We start from the raw sequence: 17,841 nt of genomic DNA, 5'->3' as shown, positions 1-17,841 counted from the left end.
CGTAAGCTAGTTGCTCTCTAAGGCGTTTGCCTCGGCTTGCGTAATTTGCATGGCTTGCCACCAATCATCGTCTGCCGCTATTTCGCCATGTGAATTAATAGGTGGAAGCGCCAGTCCCTTGCGCTGACAAAGCTTAAATAAACGTGGGTAGCCATTTTGAAACGCCAGCGCCTGACACTCTTGTTCTGGCAACTGTTGGGTATTATACATGCCCGCAATGGTACGCTGGCGTTGTGCCTCATACAGCACAAGCGCAGCAGCTACAGACACATTCAGCGACTGCACCATTCCCATCATAGGAATTACTATATCGTGATCAGCCATCGCCTTGGCTTCATCTGTTGCACCATATTTTTCCTGCCCAAACAATACGGCGGTAGGCTTGGTGTAATCGATGTCCCGAAAGTCGACCGCCGTGTCAGACAAGTGCGTTACCAGCACCTGCATGCCCTGACCTTTCAACGCAGCCATTGCTTCGCCAATAGTGTCATGGTTTGTCTGTCGTACCCATTGCTGACTTCCCACAGCCGTGCCTCGGCGAAACTGGTATTTTTTCTCCCACACGGTGTGCACGCGATGAATGCCAACTGCATCGCATGTTCGCACGATCGCCGACACATTATGTGGTTTGTGCACATTTTCTAAGCATACCGTTAAGTCGGTCTGCCTTTTTTCCAGCACGTCTCGAATGCGCTGATATCGCTCAGGTTGCATGACTTACTCCGGCAGTTCCATTATGCCGTCGATTTCAATTTGTGCGCCTTTAGGCAACGCTGACACCTGAACTGCTGCACGCGCTGGATAAGGCTGCGTGAAGTAACGACTCATAATTTCATTCACTTTCGCGAAATGGCCAAGGTCGATGAGAAAAATGTTCACTTTCACTAAATCGTTGGTTGTGCCACCGGCTGCTGCACAAACCGCTTTTATGTTCTCAAAAACCTGTACTGCTTGCGCTTCGAAATCTTCTGAAACCATTTCCATCGTTTCAGGTACAAGAGGGATTTGGCCCGATAGGTATACCGTGGTACCCGCTTTCGCTGCTTGGCTGTAAGTTCCAATAGCTGCAGGTGCCTTATCGGTCTGAATAATAGACTTAGACATAAGAATTCCTAAAAATGTAAATTAGTGTCGAGATTGACTATGACGAGACACTTTTTGAACTTCCGGCATGGTACGAATTTTCTTCATTACTCTGGCCAGATGCACGCGGTTATGCGTGGTAAGTTCTAGGTCAATAAAGTAGATGTTACTCTCTTTTTCTTCGGTTTGCAGACCGATGACGTTCGAATCACATCCTGAAATTGTGTTTGTTAATGTTGCCAGCGTTCCCTGATGGTTCACAAGCTCAATACGAAGAGAAGCCTTGAACTCTCCTTGCGGTTCATCATCCCACTGCATAGGCAGTACACGCTGTGGTTCTTCACGAGAAAGCTTGCGAATATTATTACAGCCGGTCTGGTGAATCGTCATCCCGCGCCCAGGGCTTAATACTGCCACTATCTCATCACCGGGTATAGGGTGACAGCAACGAGAATAGTGCACCAATAATCCTTCGGTACCACGAATAGCAACGTTGCCTTTTTTGTCCGATAAATCAGTCGTGCTTTCTCCAAGCAGGCGACGCGCGACAATGGCACTTAGTTCGTTGCCTAAGCCAATATCTACAAGTAGGTCGTCAAAACTATTATGCTTAGTCTCGGCAACAACGCGGTCAATATCGTCTTGCGATATGTCGTCAAGTTTTACCGCACCAAGCGCGTGACGCAAAAGACGGTTACCCATGTTCACAGCTTCTTGAGAGTGCTGTTTGCGCAAATACTGGCGAATACGCGTGCGTGCTCGCGCGCTTACCACAAAGTTTAGCCAGTTTGCATTCGGCTTAGCTTTCGGCGAGGTAATAATCTCAACGGTTTGGCCATTTTCAAGTGGCTTGCTCAGGCTGTAGTTTCTGCGCTCTACGCGAACACCTACACAAGTATTTCCGACGTCAGAATGTACCGCGTAGGCAAAATCAACCGCGGTCGCTCCCATAGGCAACTCAATAATGCGGCCATCTGGCGTAAATACATAAATTTCTTCTGGAAACAAATCGGTTTTCACCGATTCAATGAACTCAAAGGACGAACTGGCCGACTGCTGAAGCTCAAGCAGGCTCTGCATCCATTTGCGGGCACGAAGTTGCGCAGTGGTGCCGTTATCACCGGGTTCTTTGTACAACCAATGCGCCGCCACCCCTTTGTCGGCCATTTGGTCCATCTCTTGGGTACGAATTTGAATTTCAACGGGAATACCGTGTGGCCCTATCAACGAAGTATGAAGAGATTGATAGCCATTTGTTCTTGGGATGGCAATGTAGTCTTTAAAGCGATTTTCGATAGGTTTATACAGGCCATGCATTGCACCAAGTGCGCGATAGCAGTTATCAACTGACTGCACCACAATTCTAAACGCATAAATATCCATCACCTCGTTGAACATCAGTTCTTTGTTCTTCATTTTTCGGTATATGGAATACAGGTGTTTTTCGCGGCCCAGCACACTCGATTCAATTTCATAGGCACCCAATCGGGTTTCTAGCTCTTCTCGAATGTTCTCAATGATTTCTTTTCGGTTGCCTCGCGCCTGACGAACCGCAGACTTCAGCGCGCGATGACGCATGGGATACATTGCCTGAAAACCTAAGTCTTCTAATTCGTTTTTTATATCGTGGATACCTAAACGATGTGCAATAGGAGAATATATTTCGAGGGTTTCGAGGGCGATACGACGGCGTTTATCGGGGCGCAAGGAACCAAGCGTACGCATGTTGTGGGTGCGGTCAGCAAGCTTAATCAGAATAACCCTGATGTCCTGCACCATGGCCATCATCATTTTTCGGAAGTTTTCCGCTTGCGCTTCTTGCTTTGTGCTAAATGCCAGTTTATCGAGTTTGCTAACACCTTCAACAAGTTCAGCAACGGTATCGCCAAAAGCTTCGGCAAGATCTTCTTTGCTGTAATGCGTATCTTCAATGACGTCGTGAAGTAATGCAGCCATGATCGTTTCATGATCAAGGTGCATATCGGCGAGAATACCGGCTACGGCAACCGGGTGTGTAATGTAAGGATCGCCACTTGAGCGCATTTGCCCATCATGTGCTTCCTGCGCCAGCACAAAAGAATCCTGCACCAGCTGAACGCGATCGGCTGGTAAGTACTCTACTACTTTCTGCTTTAAACCTTCAAACAAATACACAGTGAAGCGTTAACCTTAATAACTCGAGACACCTTAAGAATACGTTTAAATGTGCAATATGCCAATAGACCAAAAGTAAAGCGCCAGTGCTTTTTTCAAAGCACTGGCGCACAATTACGAATAAAACCGCTAAAAATAGGTTTTATTGGTCAGATAGAATATTAGCTACTGACGCGAATTCAGCGTGTTCTTGCTGTTCTTGCGCTTGAAGCTCTGCTTGTTCAAGCGTAGCAGCGGTCACTAAACCTTCTTCAATTTCGCGCAGTGCGGTTACCGTTGGCTTATCATTTTGCACGTCAACCATAGGATCTTTGCCTTCAGTGGCAATTTGACGTGCACGACGTGCAGCAACAAGCACTAAATCAAAGCGGTTACCAATTTTATCTACGGCATCTTCTACAGTTACGCGAGCCATGTATTTCTCCGACAATTAGGTTGAGCAAGTTATTCAAAAAACGGCCGCGTAGTATACATGGTTGTAACTCGCGATCCTAGCGTTTTGTGTGAAATTAAAGCAGCGCGATCGTTTTGATCGCTTCATTAACACGTGGTAAGTTGTAAACGTGTTTCACTCTATATTTAGCTTACGCGCTGCCGAGCAATTCGTCCAATAACGGTTGATGGCGCATTTGCTGTTTACTGGTTCTCAGTCGTTGCGACGTTACTATCGCAACAAGTTCGTCAAGCGCAGTAGCAAAATCGTCATTAACAATGACGTAGTCGAACTCATTAAAGTGAGACATCTCACCCACTGCTTCTGCCATGCGAGCCGCAATCACCTCTTCGCTATCTTGACCTCTACTGTTGAGACGCTGTTCAAGCACTTCAAGAGAAGGCGGTAGAATAAAAATACCGCATGTATCTGGCATAAGCGCCTTTACTTGGCGAGCGCCCTGCCAGTCGATATCTAAGAATACATCGATACCCTGATGAAGGGTTTGTTCGATAGTCACGCGTGACGTACCGTAATAATTACCAAACACCTCGGCGTACTCAAAAAACACCCCCTGTTCGATAAGCGCTTCAAACTGCTCGCGACTCACAAAATGGTAATGCACACCATCAACTTCACCCGGTCTTGGTGAACGCGTAGTATGTGATACAGACACCTGCATAGGCATTGCAGCGTTACCGTCATACTTTTCCATTAATGCCTTGATAAGGCTTGATTTTCCTGCACCAGAAGGAGCAGCGAGGATAAACAGATTGCCAAGTAATGAAGCCATGGGGTATTAAAATTCTATTCAAGATGTGGTTATTTCAAGTAGCAATGATAGCATACAACAGCGTTATGCCGTAGTGGCGATTGTATTAAGCTCTTTGAAGGAAAAAAAGAATGACTCAGCAACTTCTGCCGTGCGTAGAAATTAACCCTTCGTCTGCTCCAAAAGCCTGCGTAATTTGGCTTCACGGGCTCGGTGATTCAGGCCATGGCTTTGCGCCAATTGTGCCAGAACTTAAACTGCCAGAGTCTATGGCGGTAAAATTTATCTTTCCTCACGCCCCAGAAATTCCCGTTACCATTAACAATGGTATGCGCATGCGCGCATGGTACGACATCAAATCAATGGCCTTTGACCGCCGTGCCGATCTTGCGGGTGTAAAAGCGTCTGCCATTAAAATAGAGCAATTAATTAACGCACAAATAGAACAAGGTATACCTGCGAACAAAATAGTATTAGCGGGATTTTCACAAGGTGGCGTAGTGTCATTGCATCTTGCACCGCGTTTCAAACACAAGTTAGCGGGTATTTTGGCGTTATCAACGTATATGTGCGAACCCGCGTTACTAGCAGATGAAGCGGTAGAGGCAAACCGAAATACCCCGGTTATGATGGCGCACGGTGAATTAGATGATGTTGTCCCTGTTGCTATGGGTAGCGCGGCATACAAAACATTGACAGACAATAACTTCAACGCCACATGGCAAACCTACCAGATGCAGCATAATGTGTGTATGCAAGAGTTAACCGATATCAGCGCTTGGTTACAAAAAGTACTCAGCTAACGCTATTACGATTCGACAACTTTATTTCTACCGCTGTTTTTCGCCTTATATAAGTTGTCGTCTGCTAACTTCAAACACGCGTGAAGGTTATTGTCGGTGAGTGCGGTTGCCACACCAAAACTTGCCGTTAATGGGTGGTTTATATCACCCTCAATAAAGGGTTTGCTTTCTATGTGCTGCCTCATTTTTTCAGCCAGCTTAACCGCCTGGCTTAGCGTTGCATGTGGGAATAGCACCAAAAACTCTTCGCCACCGGTTCTTGCTACAACGTCTGAACTTCGCACGGCTTCTTTCATCACTGTAGTGATATGGATAAGCACGCTGTCGCCTATATCATGCCCATAGGTATCATTGATTTTTTTAAAATGGTCAATATCAACAACCACCGCACTAAGTGGAAAATAAGCAGCGGGATCTTGCATGGCTTTTTCAAAAAACACGGCCTCGAGAAAACGTCTATTTGGCAGTTTTGTTAGTGGGTCAGTGTTGGCTTGTCGCATACGCTCTAGGTTTTCTTTAAGCATTTCTTTGCGGCTTTGGTGCCAAAAATTCTCGCCGATAAACGCAACACAAACAAAACAGAACGTGGATATTAAAAAGCGTGAAATATGCTCTTGGGGGTACTGCGCCGGTATTCTTTCTTGGTTGTAAAGCATAAAAATGGCAATACCCAAGGTGAGCGAAACATAAAACATGGCGGGTTTAAAACGGACGACAATTATTTGAATAAACAACAGGGGAAAAATAAAGTACAACCCCGTGTTGTTAAAACCCCCCGTATAAACCAGGCCGTTAATCGTGAATAAAACGATAAAACCTGCGGCATAGTAAAATACATCACTGTCAGGAAACTTGTGCGACAGCGCGACGTTGCCATAAATAACAGCGGCAGATGTCGCTAGTACGCTCACCAATAAAGTGTCTCCACCGCCAAAATTAAGCCATGCCATGAAGGCCATAATGGTGCCGCCCACATAAGAGATGAAATAGAGCGTAAGACGCCTTCTCTTTGCTTCAGCTTCGTCTTGTTGAGCACTGCGTAACAAATTACGTACCGACGAGTTGTCCATACTACAGCTTTCCCCCGAATAGATGACCACAATAGCATAGACGCCTTTCAAGGTTATCTCCACACAGAAAACTCCCTCGAATTTCATACATTAGTCTAGAAAATGCGTATACTATCAAGGTCTTTAAGGCTGAGTTTTTAACCAGCTTACACTGTTAACACTTATTTTGTTTGGATTAATCATGAGCCACCTTAACACAACACGCACCGTTAGAATTGCCACGAGAAAAAGCGCGTTGGCGCTATGGCAAGCAGAGTATGTGAAGGCAAAATTATTGGAACACTATCCTTCTATGGTTGTAGAGTTAGTGCCAATGAGTACGCAAGGTGACAAGATTCTAGACACACCCTTGGCTAAAATTGGTGGCAAAGGGTTATTTATCAAAGAACTGGAAATTGCCATGCTAGAGGGCCGCGCTGACATTGCAGTGCATTCCATGAAGGATGTGCCCGTGGAATTTCCTGAAGGCTTTGGTCTTCACGCCATTTGTGAGCGCGAGAACCCTTTTGATGCGTTTGTTTCTAATAAATTCGACACATTAGACGCACTGCCTCACGGTGCAGTTGTCGGAACATCAAGCCTGCGACGCCAATGTCAAATTCGCAAATATCGTCCCGATTTAGTGATAAAAGACTTACGCGGAAATGTAAATACGCGGTTAGCTAAATTAGATGCGGGAGAATACGACGCTATTATTTTGGCCTCTGCGGGCCTTATCCGTTTGAACATGGAAACACGCATCCGTATGCCATTGCCTGCAGACATATCGTTACCTGCAGTAGGACAAGGGGCGGTAGGTATTGAGTGTCGAAATGACGATGCAGAATTAATTCAGCTGCTTCAAGCATTAAACCATGCAGATACCCACTGTCGCGTAATGGCAGAGCGCGCCATGAATGAGCGCCTTGAGGGAGGGTGTCAGGTACCCATTGGAAGCTTTGCAACGCTTGATAACAATGTACTTACCCTTACCGGCATGGTTGGCAAACCGGACGGTTCGACGTTACTTTTCGCTTCTGCTACCGCATCGCGCGACAATGCAACAGAAATTGGCATAGAGGTAGCTGAAAATCTACTTCAACAAGGTGCTGGCGACATTTTAAAAGCGTTGTATAACTAAGCTATCGCATGCTGCTTTTCACACGACCACTGCCCAAGTTAGCAACAAGTGCTCACGCTTTTGAGCAAGCAAACATTGATGCCGTGGGCGTAGCAACGTCAGATATCGTTGATATTGAGTTACAAAGTGAAGCAGCAACAGCGTTTTTAACAACCCATCTTTCATCCAGCCAACTCGCGAGTGCGATTATCGTTACCAGCGTATACGCTACGGCGCCTGTTATCAAAGCGTTCAGCAAACTACAAAGCAAGCTGAACAAAATGCCCGTGTTAATTGCTGTGGGTGACGCAACAGCGACGGCGCTTCGCGCAGCATTAGGCCACATGTCGTCGCTTTCTATCTCAACGCCTCGGCAACATACTTCTGAGGGTATATTGGCAATGCATCAACTCAATGAGGCAAATTGCCATCACGCGATTATTATTAAGGGCGAAGGTGGGCGAGACGCCATAGCCAAAGGCTTAGACAAAAAGGGAATGTTAGTAAATAGCTTTTGCGTATATAAAAGGGAGCAACTTACTGACCCAATTTGCACAAAACGGTGGAAATTGCGCGACGTTAGCGGCATTATCGCCACAAGCGAAGCAATGGCAACACAGCTGTTATCACACTATGGAAATGCCCTATTATCGCAGCCATGGCTTACAGTAAGTGAACGTATTGCTACAACACTCAAAACATTAGGGGTTACTCGCGTATCTGTTTGTCAGCGAGCCACCGATCAGGCGCTTATTGCCTGGGTAAAGGACAACTGGGAGTCATGAATGGCCAATAACAATGATAACACCCCACAAAAAGAGGAACTCGTAAGCGTGAAAGCTGAACAAGACGCAACTGCATCACCTTCTGAATCTTCAAACAAAACCCAACAGAAAAAAGCATCTGGAAATGGCTTGCTGTGGTTTGTGGTTTTTGTATTGTTTGTTCTTATTTTAGGAATGGGTGGCGCAGGTTACTGGTATTACATGCAGCAGCAGAGCGCAAGTAAATCTGCAGCAGCGGCGCAAGAGAGTGCAATCAGCCAAATCAACACTATTGAGCGTGAGCGTGCAGAAATAAGTACGTCGCTTGAACGCGTTACTGAAACAAACGAAAAGCTCGAAAGCATGGTTGCTGAGTTAAAAGCACAGAACGAAATGTTAACGCTTCAGTCAGAATCCACACTAGAGCAAATTAAGAATATGGAAGGCCGCCGACCAGCAGATTGGCTTATTGCTGAGGCCGATTACCTGGTACGTATGGCGGGAAGAAAACTATGGTTGGAATACGACGTAAGAACGGCAATCTTACTTTTAGTTAACGCCGACAAGCGTTTAAAATCACTTGCAGACCCGTCTGTATTGCCCGTACGCGCAAGCCTTGCTGAAGATATTCAAACGCTTCAGCAGCTGAACCAAGTATCGCAAAGTTCTGTTGCACTCGCCCTTACCGGCATGATTGCACAAATCGATAAGCTTCCCCTTGATACGTTTGAAAAGCCAGTGGATGTAAACGCACAAGACAACGCATTATCTGAATCGACCGACGACTGGCAAGAGAATCTCGGAAAAGTGTGGCGCTCTCTGGTCGACGACTTTTTAACGGTGAAAAGTCTTGAAGGTCCTATAGAGCCAGTAATGACGTTGGAGGCGCAATTTCTTGTTAAAGAACAGCTTCGCCTACAGTTAATGCACGCACAAACTGCGGCTTTGCAAGGCGACGCGGGGTTGTACAATCAATCACTACAATACGCACAAACCTTGCTAATAGAAAAATTTGATATCGATGCAAGCCAAGTATCAGGCTTCGTGAATGCCTTACAAAACTTACTTGAGACAGATGTATCTCGCCCCATTCCTAGTGAATTGGTTTCGCAGAAACCTCTAGAGCGCTTATTAGACAGCCGCGTTAAGCAAGTGTTCGGACAAGGAGCAAGCGCATTATGAAATGGTTAGCTATTGCCCTTGCGGTATTAGCCGCATTTGTTATTGCGTTAATTGTTGGGCCCATGTTGCTTGGCGACAAAGGCTATGTACTGATTTCACTTGGTAATACTGCCATTGAAATGACAGTGATCAGCTTTTGTATTTTAGTGATTGGTGCCGTTATCGCCTGGTATGTACTGTCGCGACTTGTACTGTGGGCGCTAAGCCTGGTGACAGGCTCACATAAGTGGTTTGGTACCTTTGGTGAGCGCAAGCGCAAGCGCGCATTTTACGATGGCCTGCATGCCATGGCCGCAGGTGATTTCGATGCAGCACAAAAAGCGTTGGGAAAAACAACTAACGGCGATTTTGAAGGCGTTAACTATTTGGCGTCTGCGCAAATTGCATTTGCCAACGGCGATTTAGCCAAAGCCCGCTACTTCCTTGTTCAGGCAACTGACTTTCCAAAAGCAAAAGTAGCCGCAACCGTCATGCACGCGCGCATTGACATTGCTGAAGATAAATACGATGCGGCGCTAGAAAAACTTAACGAGCTTGACGAGCAAGAGCGCGAGAACAAGCAAGTTGTGCAGTTAAAAGCACAAATTCTTGCCAAGCTAGGTAAATGGCAAGTGCTTGAGGAGAATTTATCAGGCTGGCGTAAATCATTGCCCAAAGCTGATTATACGATGTGGAGCCAGCGAATTGCCAAAGGTAAGTTTGCAGAAATTGCCAGTAAGCAAGGTGCAGTCGAGCTTAAATCGTATTGGGACACCCTACCTCGTAAGCTTCGTCACGACGATGCTTACCGCGCTGCATACGTTCAGCAGTTGCTTGACCAGGGCATGCATGCCGATGCTCAAAGCTTATTAGTTGAATGGCAAAAGCGCGGGCTAAATAGCACCCTGTTCCCGCTTTTCTCGCAGTTGAATATTCCTGATGCGTCGCCGTCATTACGCCTGCTTGAAAGCTGGATAAAACAAGATGACGAGAACGTTTCACTGTATTCCACACTTGGCCAGGTGGCGTTTAATTCGGGTGACGATATGCTAGCAGAAAAAGCCCTACTTAAAGCCACTAAGATGAAGCCGCGCAAAGAGGACTTATTACTGCTAGCTGCAATTAGCGAACGCAAGCATGACACTGCTACCGCGCTTCAGCTTTACAAGGAAGGTCAGCACCTCGCAGTTTAGCCACTTGGTGTCGCCAAGCTAACCACGGTGGCGAATAAACTGAAAAGCCCCCAGTAGTTGACGTCTCAACTGCTGGTGGCTTTTTTGTTTTGAAGATAAAATCGCTAAGCCATGCCTAGCTGCTCATATACCTCGTCTAGCTCGTCACGAATTTTTGCATTGGCGAAACTCAACCCGTTTCCACGTTTTTCATCATCAATAACGCGAACCCAAGATTTACCGTATCTCTCTACTTCATCGTCACTGCATGCATCTGCGTTAAACATGTACAGCGGCTGTGCGTAGTTCATCTGTGCTAAGTTTGCCGTAAGTTGGAAGGGTTTTAGTATTTCCGGTACGGTGGCAAACATGTCAAACCCGCTATAATTCTTCGCCTGCCCGCCGGCAGAACAAATAAGCATGAGATCTTTACCTTTCAGCTTGTCACCTTTGCTGCCATAAGCAAATTGATATTCAAGCACATCATCCAGCCACTTTTTAAGTAACGGTGTCATCGACCACCAATAAATAGGGAATTGAATAACAATACGATCGTGCTCTAAAAGCAGCTTTTGCTCCTTGTCTTTGTCAATTTGAAAGTCGGGATACTCGTTGTACATATCGCGGCTCGTGCTCACTTTTCCAGATGCAATAATTTGCTTTTGCCAAGTATTATTCACTCTGGATGTTGCTAAGTTGGGGTGGAATACCAAGTGTAAAATCTTCATAACGCCCTCTTAAATAAGACCAAACTGTTTTAGTGCGGCAGATGCAACTGTATCTCCGAACTCTTGAACGAAATGTCCGGCCTCTGGCACTTCCATTGGCTCTGGGCACCCTCTAATAACACCCTGCATGAAATGCATAACATCTGGCCCCAACATTTTATCTTTCATACCAATAGCCATGAAGGTTTCCCCATCCCAATCATTCTTCCAAAAAGAGAAGGCTCTAGTAGAAGTTTCAATACACACTTGATCGGGGTTTGCGACAATTTTGGGAAACTTCAATACCCCTGATAAGTAACTGCTGTCAGGGAATGGTGCAGCGTAAGCGTTAGCTTCGTCTTCATTGATAGTAGGTGCATATTGCTTAAAGAAGTGCGACAGCGACAGCGGATTAGCTTTTACAATATCGTCATGCCATTCAATAAACGCTGGCGCAATAACAGGCTCCACCAACAGTCCCGTATTCATAATGATTAAACGTTTAAACCGGCGCTGCATATCCATAGGCAATGTAAGCCCAAGTAAACCACCCCAGTCTTGGCATACCAATGTAATGTTTTTAAGGTCTAGGCGTTCAATAAGCTGTATTAAATAATTGCGGTGAAACTCGAAGGTGTAAGTATCTTCACCGATAGGTTTATCTGATTTACCAAAACCTAATAAATCGGGCGCAACGACACGACCACCCGCTTTAACAAACTCTGGAATCATTTTTCTGTATAAATAACTCCAAGCGGGCTCACCATGAAGACAAAGAAATACATTCTCTGCGCCTTTGCTACCTTCATCAATATAGTGGCCACGCAAGCCTTCATACCCTTCAAGATCATCTACATAGTTGGGCTCAAAAGGGTAATCAACGAGATTTTTAAATCTGTCATCGGGGGTTCTTAACGCTTTAATCATCACACATCCTCATAAACTCGGCTACAACACCACAAATTAGGTCATGCGACCTAACCCTTGAAACATTAGGTCATCCGACCTAAAATATCAAGCCGTTATTTTGGAAAAATCACCGCGCTTTAGGTAAATTACTCTAAGTGAAGAAAAAATTGATAAGCAAAGGCAGCATGAAAAAGAGCGAAAAATCAGAGAAAATATTAGACGTCGCATTAACTTTGCTAAAAAATGAGGGTGACTATGGTGTAACCATGAGGCAAGTTGCTGCTGGTGCAAATATGACATTAAGCAACGTGCAGTATTACTTCAAAAACAAAGATAACTTGCTTGTTGCTCTTGCCGACCGTTACTTTCAATCGTGCCTGTCTGAAATGCGCGAAATGCCCAAACTTACGTCTGAAGCTACCCTACATGAAGACCTGACATCCTTAGTAAAAGCGTTTTTATGCCACGGACTTGAACTGTCAGAAATGTGTCGTATATTTCGCGAATATTGGGCAATTTCCACTAGAAATGCTGCCATTGAACAGTATTTAAAAGCCTATTACCAATCATCTGCACAGGTGCTTAATGCTATTTTCAGCCCTGTAGCTGCAACACCAGACAACGCCTCAAAAGCTGTAGCGTTATTCATACCCTTTGTAGAAGGCTATTCGATTACTGCCATGTCACTAACAACCGACTTCGAAGGTGACGTTAAAGATATGTGCGATTTATTACATATGATTTTGCTTCGCCCATAGTGCGACTTTTAGCATTTCCCTACTCTTCAGCACTTGTAATCTTTTCGGCATTGACGATATAGTAAAAAGGAATTGTTGATTTGTGTTGTGTAATTAACACGAATCAAAGTAACAACTTGTCGGAGTGCTTAACTGGTAATCCAGTAAGCTGAGACCGCGAAAGTGGGATCCGTAGAACCTGATCAGGCTAATACCTGCGAAGGGAACAAGAAAATGCAGTGTGCACAACGTTAAGCGGTCGTTTGGCGTTGTGAAGCGAAATTGTTTTACTGTTGGTGATTGCCATAATGTCTTGAGGTGCTATTAGACACCACAGGTAGGCAACGTACGAATAATGCTAGATAAGCATTCACGTTGTTAAGGCCGTTCTCACCACAGCCCTTTACGAACAATATCGCTAAAGTAACGGGTTTATCGCCGTCTACACTTACACGTTGTATTCTCCTTCACTCCTGACAAGCATTTTTTGAACCTAAATCTACAAGGTAAAATGCTATGTCTAACAGACGCGAACAACGCCAACAAGCGCAGCAATTCATTAATGAACTAGCGGGCGAAGCTTACCCCAATTCAACACGCCATTATGAGTGTGGTAGCCGAGACGATATTCGTGTGGCTATGCGCCTTATACACCAGCACGACAGCTTAGTCGGTGGCACCGAAGAAAACCCCATTCTAGAGCCAAACCCGCCTATTCCAGTGTACGATACCTCTGGGCCCTATGGCGATCCGCAGGAAAACATTGATGTACACAAAGGTTTAGCACCGCTTCGCCAAAAATGGATTGAGGAGCGCAGCGATACTGTAGAACTAGCAGGCGTGTCATCGAGCTTTGCCAAAGAGCGTGAAAACGACATTTTTACCGAAGATTTCCGCTTTATTCGCAGCCGCAAACCACTAAAAGCCAAAGCGGGTAAAAACGTTACCCAGCTTCACTATGCAAGACAGGGCATTGTTACCCCAGAAATGGAATACATTGCCATTAGAGAAAATATGGGTCGACAGGCCATTAAAGAGGCAGAACTAACCCAGCAGCACAAAGGGGAGCACTTTGGCGCTAACCTACCAGACACCATCACGCCTGAATTTGTTCGCCAAGAAGTCGCCGCTGGACGTGCCATTATTCCGTGTAATATCAATCATCCCGAGTTAGAACCCATGATTATTGGCCGCAATTTCTTGGTGAAGATTAACGCCAATATCGGTAATTCGGCGGTAACCTCGTCTATTGAGGAGGAGGTAGAAAAGCTTGTGTGGTCAACGCGCTGGGGCGCCGACACAATTATGGATTTATCTACCGGCAGAAACATTCACGAAACCCGTGAATGGCTGCTGCGCAACAGCCCGGTTCCTCTTGGCACCGTACCCATTTATCAGGCACTGGAAAAAGTGAATGGCGTGGCGGAAGATTTAACGTGGGAGATGTTTAAAGACACCCTAATTGAGCAAGCCGAGCAGGGGGTAGACTACTTCACTATTCACGCTGGCGTGCTATTGGAATACGTACACCTTACCGCGAAGCGGGTTACTGGTATTGTGTCTCGCGGAGGCTCGATAATGGCAAAGTGGTGCTTAAGTCACCACCAGCAAAGCTTTTTGTACGAACACTTTCACGATATTTGTGAGATTTGCGCAAAGTACGATGTGGCGCTGTCATTAGGTGACGGCCTGCGCCCGGGCAGCGTAGCTGATGCTAACGACGATGCGCAGTTCTCCGAGTTACGCACTCTTGGTGAGCTAACCAAAATTGCATGGGAATACGATGTTCAAGTAATGATTGAAGGCCCAGGTCATGTGCCAATGCACATGATAAAAGCAAACATGGAAGAGCAGCTTAAACACTGCCACGAAGCGCCGTTTTATACCCTTGGGCCACTTACCACTGACATTGCACCGGGTTATGATCATTTCACTTCAGGCATTGGTGCAGCAATGATTGGCTGGTATGGCTGTGCCATGCTGTGCTACGTAACGCCAAAAGAGCATTTAGGCCTGCCGAATAAAGAAGACGTTAAACAAGGCTTAATTACTTACAAAATTGCGGCTCACGCAGCCGACTTAGCAAAAGGCCATCCCGGCGCTCAAATTCGCGACAACGCCATGTCGAAGGCACGCTTTGAATTTAGATGGGAAGACCAGTTTAACTTAGCGCTCGACCCTCATACTGCCAGGGCTTATCACGATGAAACCTTGCCGCAGGCGTCTGGCAAAGTGGCCCACTTTTGCTCTATGTGCGGCCCGAAATTCTGCAGCATGAAAATTTCTCAAGAGGTTCGCGACGTTGCCAAACAAACCGAGAAAGATAAGGGTATGCAAGAAATGGCATCGGCCTTCAATAAAACGGGCGCTGAACTGTACCACGCTGCTGATAGCAAGGTTGGAATGCCATGACAGAGCAGGTTGAGCAATTCACCGCCTCACAGCAGCCGGTTGTATGGTGTATAGGTGGTGTAGATTCTAGTGGTGGCGCGGGCGTGACCCGCGACGCCATTACGTTTGCCGATTTAGGCGTACATGCCTGTATTTTAACCACGCAGCTTACCGTGCAATCAAATACACTCATGCTTTCAAAAGAAAGCGCCAGTGCATCGGCACTTAATCAACAATGGCAAGTACTCGCCCAAAGCACGCCAGCACAAGCTATCAAAATAGGCGCCATTGCCAACGATGAACAGGCCCTATTGCTATGCGCACGAATACAATCACTGCCTACGCCTAAACCCTTTGTTGTATGGGACCCAGTGTTAAGGACATCGTCGGGGGGAAAGCTCAGCGATTTGAGCGACGGGGCGATTGAGGCGTTGTTACGTACCGTTGATTTAGTTACACCAAACATACAAGAACTACAATGGCTTACAGCAACACAGGTTAGCGACCATAACACGCTATTTACAGCTGCCGGACACCTTATGGATAAAGGAGCCCATGCGCTATACATCAAAGGCGGTCACGCCCGCTGGCAGCAAAACGTTTGCGATACCTTTATCAGCGCCTCGCACACGTTAAATTTTATGCAGCCGCGCGTGAATACCGGCAAACTCCGTGGTACAGGCTGCATGCTGGCAAGCGCTATCACGGCGTTTGTTGTTAATGGCTACGATATAGAAGACGCACTAACACTGGCTAATGCTTATGTTAGTGAAGTACGCCATAAAACGCTGCAAGGGCAAACGCGTTCATCAATGCATAATAACCCCGTTGCTTTTGCTAGAATTAACGGCTTTCCCAGTAACGCTAACCTTTTTCCAAGCGTTTCTTTTGAGCGTGAAAACTGTGAGTGCGCCAGCACGCTGTGCCATCACAAAGCAAATGAAAACCAAAACGCATTCGCGCCACTTGTGCATACAAAGCTTGGCATTTATCCGGTAGTAGACAGTATAGATTGGCTTGCCAAGCTTATTCCAACCGGGGTGAAGATAATTCAGCTACGGGTAAAGCATGGGTCAGAGTCTGAAATTCGTGAACAAATTCGACAGGCTGTGCTGCTGACTGAAAACACAGACTGCCAGCTTTTTATCAACGACCACTGGGCCCTTGCAATAGAGCTTGGTGCATTTGGCGTACATCTGGGCCAAGAAGATATTTACAGTGCCGACCTTAACGCCATTCAAAATGCCGGCCTTCGACTAGGCGTGTCTACACATGGTTTTGCTGAAATACAGCGCATTAAGCGCCTGAACCCCTCGTACATTGCATTAGGGCATATATTTCCCACGACAACGAAAGACATGCCGTCACAACCACAAGGCGTTGAACGATTAGCCAAATACGTAGCATTGTGCGGGAATATTCCCACTGTCGCTATTGGTGGTATCAATCAGCAACGCATAAAAGCAGTGGCGAACACTGGGGTAGACAGTATTGCAGTTGTAACTGCAATCACTCGTGCTGGCGACCCCATTGCGGCATATCACGAACTGGCTAGTGAAGCCGGCTTTAATAGTGAGGCAGGAGGCACACCTTGCTAACGCATCAAGAGATAAAGCGGTATAGCCGACAATTATTACTCGATGACATAGACGAGGAAGGCCAGCGTAACATCGCTAACGCACACGTGGTTATTATCGGGCTGGGCGGGCTTGGCAGTGTTGCGGCCCGATATCTTATAGGCGCAGGTGTGGCCGCTCAGTGCAAAGCCCGTGCAACAGCGCCTCCCTGTGAAGGAAAGCTTACCCTGGTAGACGGTGACACTGTTGATGTAAGCAATCTTCAGCGGCAAACAAGCTACAACGAAATGCATTTAGGCGAACTAAAAACTAATGCGCTAAAAAGCGAATTACAAAAAGTGAACCCCTATGCAAGCATCGAACTTAAAAGTCGATTTGCTGATAGTAAGAACTTACATACCATTATTCAAAATGCCACCTGCGTTTTAGACTGCACTGACAATGTCACGGTGCGCAAAGCGATTAACAAGGCGTGCGTTAGTGCTAAGGTTCCACTGTTTATTGCGTCGGCCAGTGGCCTTACCTGGCAAGCGATAAATATTAACAACGCGCTCAATGAAAGCGGCTGTTACCACTGCTTAGTCAGTCATATTCAAGTGAATGAAAACTGTGTAAGCCAAGGTATTTTGGGGCCTGTTGTGGGCATGGCGGCATGTCATCAGGCCACACAAGTTTTACTGTACTTAGCGAAAAAAGCTCACGCGAACATTAAGTGGGGACACTACATTCATGCCGATGCCGCTCAGGGCAAAATGCAATCATTTTTTCTTCCCCCCTCTGCCAACTGCGAGGTATGCCAATGACACAAATTCGACTACACGTTAATAACCAAGCCATTAACGCTATATCGCCCATATCAATTGCTGAACTTGTTGCGCTTAATCAGTTAGGTAGCGAAGGAACCGCCATTGCCTGCAATAACACCATTATCAGCAAGCAAGAATGGGCTACAACCTATTTAAAAGACAACGACAGCCTAGATGTTTTTACATTAGTAGCAGGGGGATAA

18 protein-coding genes and 1 riboswitch are annotated in these 17,841 nt (G+C 46.2%); of the genes, 10 read left to right on the top strand and 8 right to left on the bottom strand.

The window, feature by feature from the left end; translation table 11 throughout:
- Nucleotides 1-6: 6 nt before the first annotated feature.
- The 5 genes from trmH to gmk form a co-directional block, all read right to left on the bottom strand.
- Nucleotides 7-714 carry a tRNA (guanosine(18)-2'-O)-methyltransferase TrmH gene (gene trmH, locus BK026_RS15415; RefSeq protein WP_071816642.1) on the bottom strand — a complete coding sequence of 236 codons (708 nt, stop codon included), beginning with the start codon at nucleotides 712-714 and terminating at the stop codon, nucleotides 7-9.
- A gap of 3 nt (nucleotides 715-717) precedes the next feature.
- Nucleotides 718-1,104, bottom strand: coding sequence for a RidA family protein (locus BK026_RS15410; RefSeq protein ID WP_071816641.1), 387 nt, complete (start codon nucleotides 1,102-1,104; stop codon nucleotides 718-720).
- A gap of 21 nt (nucleotides 1,105-1,125) precedes the next feature.
- Complete coding sequence (gene spoT, locus BK026_RS15405; RefSeq protein ID WP_071816640.1) at nucleotides 1,126-3,237, bottom strand: bifunctional GTP diphosphokinase/guanosine-3',5'-bis pyrophosphate 3'-pyrophosphohydrolase; 2,112 nt, start codon at nucleotides 3,235-3,237, stop codon at nucleotides 1,126-1,128.
- A gap of 142 nt (nucleotides 3,238-3,379) precedes the next feature.
- On the bottom strand, nucleotides 3,380-3,652 hold the full coding sequence (rpoZ, locus tag BK026_RS15400; RefSeq protein ID WP_014947805.1) for a DNA-directed RNA polymerase subunit omega: 273 nt from the start codon (nucleotides 3,650-3,652) through the stop codon (nucleotides 3,380-3,382).
- Between the two features lie 169 nt (nucleotides 3,653-3,821).
- Nucleotides 3,822-4,463 carry a guanylate kinase gene (gene gmk, locus BK026_RS15395; RefSeq protein WP_071816639.1) on the bottom strand — a complete coding sequence of 214 codons (642 nt, stop codon included), beginning with the start codon at nucleotides 4,461-4,463 and terminating at the stop codon, nucleotides 3,822-3,824.
- A 110-nt stretch (nucleotides 4,464-4,573) separates the two neighbouring features.
- Between gmk and BK026_RS15390 the strand changes: the two genes are divergently transcribed.
- Nucleotides 4,574-5,245, top strand: coding sequence for an alpha/beta hydrolase (locus tag BK026_RS15390; RefSeq protein WP_071816638.1), 672 nt, complete (start codon nucleotides 4,574-4,576; stop codon nucleotides 5,243-5,245).
- A gap of 5 nt (nucleotides 5,246-5,250) precedes the next feature.
- Here the strand turns inward: BK026_RS15390 and BK026_RS15385 are convergent, their stop codons facing one another.
- A complete protein-coding gene (locus tag BK026_RS15385) occupies nucleotides 5,251-6,378 on the bottom strand; it encodes a GGDEF domain-containing protein (RefSeq protein ID WP_256253846.1) in 1,128 nt (375 codons plus the stop codon).
- Nucleotides 6,379-6,496: 118 nt separating this feature from the next.
- On the opposite strand from BK026_RS15385, the gene hemC reads away from it, so the two are divergent.
- The 4 genes from hemC to BK026_RS15365 are packed head-to-tail and all read left to right on the top strand — an operon-like array spanning nucleotide 6,497 to nucleotide 10,532.
- Nucleotides 6,497-7,435, top strand: coding sequence for a hydroxymethylbilane synthase (gene hemC, locus BK026_RS15380; protein WP_071816636.1), 939 nt, complete (start codon nucleotides 6,497-6,499; stop codon nucleotides 7,433-7,435).
- An 8-nt stretch (nucleotides 7,436-7,443) separates the two neighbouring features.
- Nucleotides 7,444-8,199 carry a uroporphyrinogen-III synthase gene (locus tag BK026_RS15375; protein WP_071816635.1) on the top strand — a complete coding sequence of 252 codons (756 nt, stop codon included), beginning with the start codon at nucleotides 7,444-7,446 and terminating at the stop codon, nucleotides 8,197-8,199.
- Complete coding sequence (locus BK026_RS15370; protein WP_071816634.1) at nucleotides 8,200-9,360, top strand: uroporphyrinogen-III C-methyltransferase; 1,161 nt, start codon at nucleotides 8,200-8,202, stop codon at nucleotides 9,358-9,360.
- Nucleotides 9,357-10,532, top strand: a complete 1,176-nt coding sequence (locus BK026_RS15365) for a heme biosynthesis HemY N-terminal domain-containing protein (protein WP_071816633.1) — start codon at nucleotides 9,357-9,359, stop codon at nucleotides 10,530-10,532. Before BK026_RS15370 ends, BK026_RS15365 begins: the two co-directional genes overlap by 4 nt.
- 104 nt (nucleotides 10,533-10,636) lie before the next feature.
- Here the strand turns inward: BK026_RS15365 and BK026_RS15360 are convergent, their stop codons facing one another.
- Nucleotides 10,637-11,239, bottom strand: coding sequence for an NAD(P)H-dependent oxidoreductase (locus BK026_RS15360; RefSeq protein WP_071816632.1), 603 nt, complete (start codon nucleotides 11,237-11,239; stop codon nucleotides 10,637-10,639).
- A 9-nt stretch (nucleotides 11,240-11,248) separates the two neighbouring features.
- The gene (locus BK026_RS15355; protein ID WP_071816631.1) at nucleotides 11,249-12,145 is read right to left on the bottom strand and encodes a haloalkane dehalogenase; all 897 of its coding nucleotides are present in this window, start codon (nucleotides 12,143-12,145) and stop codon (nucleotides 11,249-11,251) included.
- Between the two features lie 167 nt (nucleotides 12,146-12,312).
- On the opposite strand from BK026_RS15355, the gene BK026_RS15350 reads away from it, so the two are divergent.
- The 5 genes from BK026_RS15350 to thiS all read left to right on the top strand — a co-directional run bounded on the left by BK026_RS15350 (nucleotide 12,313) and on the right by thiS (nucleotide 17,841).
- A complete protein-coding gene (locus BK026_RS15350; protein ID WP_071816630.1) occupies nucleotides 12,313-12,885 on the top strand; it encodes a TetR/AcrR family transcriptional regulator in 573 nt (190 codons plus the stop codon).
- Between the two features lie 110 nt (nucleotides 12,886-12,995).
- Nucleotides 12,996-13,107: riboswitch (TPP riboswitch) on the top strand.
- 273 nt (nucleotides 13,108-13,380) lie between these two features.
- Complete coding sequence (thiC, locus tag BK026_RS15345) at nucleotides 13,381-15,276, top strand: phosphomethylpyrimidine synthase ThiC (RefSeq protein ID WP_071816629.1); 1,896 nt, start codon at nucleotides 13,381-13,383, stop codon at nucleotides 15,274-15,276.
- The gene (gene thiE, locus BK026_RS15340) at nucleotides 15,273-16,853 is read left to right on the top strand and encodes a thiamine phosphate synthase (RefSeq protein ID WP_071816628.1); all 1,581 of its coding nucleotides are present in this window, start codon (nucleotides 15,273-15,275) and stop codon (nucleotides 16,851-16,853) included. Before thiC ends, thiE begins: the two co-directional genes overlap by 4 nt.
- Complete coding sequence (locus BK026_RS15335) at nucleotides 16,847-17,635, top strand: HesA/MoeB/ThiF family protein (RefSeq protein WP_071816627.1); 789 nt, start codon at nucleotides 16,847-16,849, stop codon at nucleotides 17,633-17,635. The genes thiE and BK026_RS15335 overlap by 7 nt, the downstream gene beginning before the upstream one ends.
- Complete coding sequence (gene thiS / locus BK026_RS15330; protein WP_071816626.1) at nucleotides 17,632-17,841, top strand: sulfur carrier protein ThiS; 210 nt, start codon at nucleotides 17,632-17,634, stop codon at nucleotides 17,839-17,841. Before BK026_RS15335 ends, thiS begins: the two co-directional genes overlap by 4 nt.

It is taken from the genome of Alteromonas sp. V450 (genome assembly GCF_001885075.1).
GTDB lineage: Bacteria > Pseudomonadota > Gammaproteobacteria > Enterobacterales > Alteromonadaceae > Alteromonas.
Note: the sequence above shows the minus strand (reverse complement) of the source record. Positions and strands in the feature narration are given on the sequence as shown.